Below are 2,620 nucleotides of genomic sequence, written 5' to 3'. Positions count from 1 at the left end.
CAGCAGGGACATCCGGTCCGCGTCCTTGATGTTCGGAACGGTCAGCCCCCTCGGTGTCGCGGCCGCGATGCCAAGGTTCACGTAGTTGAACTGGACGATCTCCTGGTTGGCCTCGTCCCAGCGGGCGTTCAGCGTCGGGTGGTTGCGCAGTGCGATCAGTACCGCCTTGGACACCAGCGTCAGCGGCGTCAGCTTGTAGCCCGCGAACGCCCGGCTGGCCTTGAGCCGGCCCAGCAGTTCCATGGTGGGCGTGACGTCCAGGGTCAGGAATTCCGTGACGTGCGGAGCGGTGAAGGCACTCGACACCATGGCTGCGGCGGTGAACTTCCGGACGCCCTTGATGGGGGTCCGGGTTTCCCGCTCGCCTTGAGCGGGCGCCGGGGCGCCCACCTGGCCGCCGGCCAACTCCTGGGGTGCCACCGGAAGGTCCCCGCCGCCGACAAAGTTCCGCACGTCATCGCGGGTGATGAGCCCGCGTTCCCCCGTGCCGGTGATGGCGGTGAGCTCGACGCCGAGATCCTTGGCCAGTTTGCGCACCGGCGGGGTGGAGCGCGGACGCTCGCCGGCACCGCCGTCGGCGGACACCGCTGCCTGGGGCTCGGCTGCTGGGGCGGCGACGAGAGCGGCAGGTGCCGCGGCCGGGGCCGCCATTGGAGCGGCCGGGGCGGCGGGAGTTGCGGCGGCGGCGAAGCTGCGGGCACGGCGGGCCGGACGGCCGGAGCCTTCCAGTACGGCGCCGTAGCCGACCAGGTTCGGTTCCCGTTTGGCGGGGGCTTCGCCGGAATCGGCGCCGCCGTCGTCGCCCTCAATCTCAAAGGAGACGATGGGCTTGCCCACCTCGACCACGGTGCCCGGCTGCTCATGCAGCGCCGTCACGATGCCGGCAAACGGGGAGGGCAGCTCAACGACGGCCTTGGCTGTTTCCACCTCGGCGATGATCTGGTTGAGCGTGACCGTGTCACCGACGCCGACCTTCCAGGCGACGATTTCTGATTCCGTCAGGCCTTCGCCGAGGTCCGGGAGCCGGAATTCCTTGATCATGGTGGCGGTCATCCTTCCAGCCCACTGAGGGAGTTGGGGCGGCCCAGGGCCCGGTCTACGCCGTCGAGGATCCTGTCCAGGCCCGGCAGGTGGTGCATTTCAAGCTTCGAGTACGGGTAGGGGACGTCGAAACCGGTCACCCGGACGGGGGCCGCCTCGAGGTGGTAGAAGCAGCGTTCGGTAATGCTGGCGGCCACTTCCGCGCCGAGTCCGCCGGACTGGCTGGCCTCGTGCGTGATGACGAGCCGTCCGGTCTTCCGGACCGAGGCCTCCAGGGTTGCGAAGTCCAGCGGAGCCAGCGAGCGCAGGTCTATCACCTCGACGGAGACGCCTTCATCGGCAGCCGCGAGGGCGGCGTCGCGGGCGGTCTTCACGAGCGGGCCGTAAGCAACCAGCGTCACGTCGGTGCCTTCGGTGACAACGCGCGCCTTCTCCATGGACAGGGCGGAAGAGAGGTCGAGCGACTCGTCCACCTCCCCCTTGTCGTGGTAGCGGCGCTTCGGCTCGAAGTAGAGCACCGGGTCGTCCGAGGCGATGGCCTGCTGGATCATGGTGTAGGCGTCCTGCGGGTTGGACACGCTGATCACGCGGAGCCCCGAGGTGTGGGTGAAGTAGGCCTCGGGTGATTCGGAGTGGTGTTCCGGTGAGCCGATGCCGCCGCCGAAGGGGACGCGGATGGTGATGGGCATCTTGACGGCGCCCTGGGTGCGGTAGTGCATCTTGGCCACCTGGCTGACGATCTGGTCGAACGCCGGGTAGATAAAGCCGTCAAACTGGATCTCCACCACCGGACGGTAGCCGCGGTAGGCGAGGCCGACGGCGGTGCCGAGGATGCCGGATTCCGCCAGCGGCGTGTCCACCACGCGGTGCTTCCCGAAGTCCTTCTGCAGGCCGTCGGTGACACGGAAGACGCCGCCGAGGGTGCCGATGTCCTCGCCCATGAGGATCACCTTGGGATCGTTTTCGAGGGACTTGCGCAGGCCCGAATTGATGGCTCGGGCAAAGGTCATCTTTGTCATCAACGTGCACCTTCTTCGGAAGCGGCTGCCGCGGGATCGCCGAAGGAAGCCAGGTAACGGGTGTAGTGGTCCTGCTGGCGGTCCAGCGAGGAGTTGGGTGTGCTGTACACGTGCTTGAAGATGTCCAGCGGCTGCGGCTCGGGCATGTTGATGGTGCCGGAGCGCAGTTCCCGGGCGACGGCGTCGGCCGTGGCGGCGACGGCGGCCTCGAGGTCGTCGGTCAGCAGGCCCTTGCGCTCGAGGAGTGCCTTGAGCCGGGCGATGGGGTCCTTGGCGGCCCAGTCCTCGAGCTCGTTGGCGTCACGGTAGCGGGTGGGGTCATCCGCCGTCGTATGCGGGCCCATCCGGTACGTGACGGCCTCGATGAAGGTGGGTCCGCCGCCGTGGCGGGCCCGGTCGATAGCGATCCGGGTGGCAGCCATGACGGCCAGCACATCGTTGCCGTCCACCCGCATGCTGGGAATGCCGAAGCCGGAGGCGCGGTCCGCGATCTGGATGTGGGACTGCAGCATGACCGGCTCGGAGATGGCCCAGTGGTTGTTCTGGCAGAAGAACACCAC

3 protein-coding genes are annotated in these 2,620 nt (G+C 68.1%); all 3 read right to left on the bottom strand.

What is annotated here, in order from left to right:
* Positions 1-1,053, bottom strand: a 1,053-nt coding sequence (locus AB4Y86_RS16415; protein WP_441403243.1) for a dihydrolipoamide acetyltransferase family protein, incomplete at its 3' end; no start/stop codon positions are given.
* Complete coding sequence (locus AB4Y86_RS16410) at positions 1,050-2,060, bottom strand: alpha-ketoacid dehydrogenase subunit beta (protein ID WP_441403242.1); 1,011 nt, start codon at positions 2,058-2,060, stop codon at positions 1,050-1,052. The genes AB4Y86_RS16415 and AB4Y86_RS16410, both read right to left, overlap by 4 nt.
* Positions 2,060-2,620 (bottom strand): thiamine pyrophosphate-dependent enzyme (locus AB4Y86_RS16405; protein WP_441403241.1); only part of this gene is annotated, 561 nt, incomplete at its 5' end. The genes AB4Y86_RS16405 and AB4Y86_RS16410, both read right to left, overlap by 1 nt.

The sequence above is a fragment of the Arthrobacter sp. 2YAF22_2 genome, assembly GCF_052114645.1.
Taxonomy (GTDB): domain Bacteria; phylum Actinomycetota; class Actinomycetes; order Actinomycetales; family Micrococcaceae; genus Arthrobacter.
The sequence above is the reverse complement of the archived record's forward strand: the minus strand, read 5'-3'. Positions and strand labels throughout refer to the sequence as shown.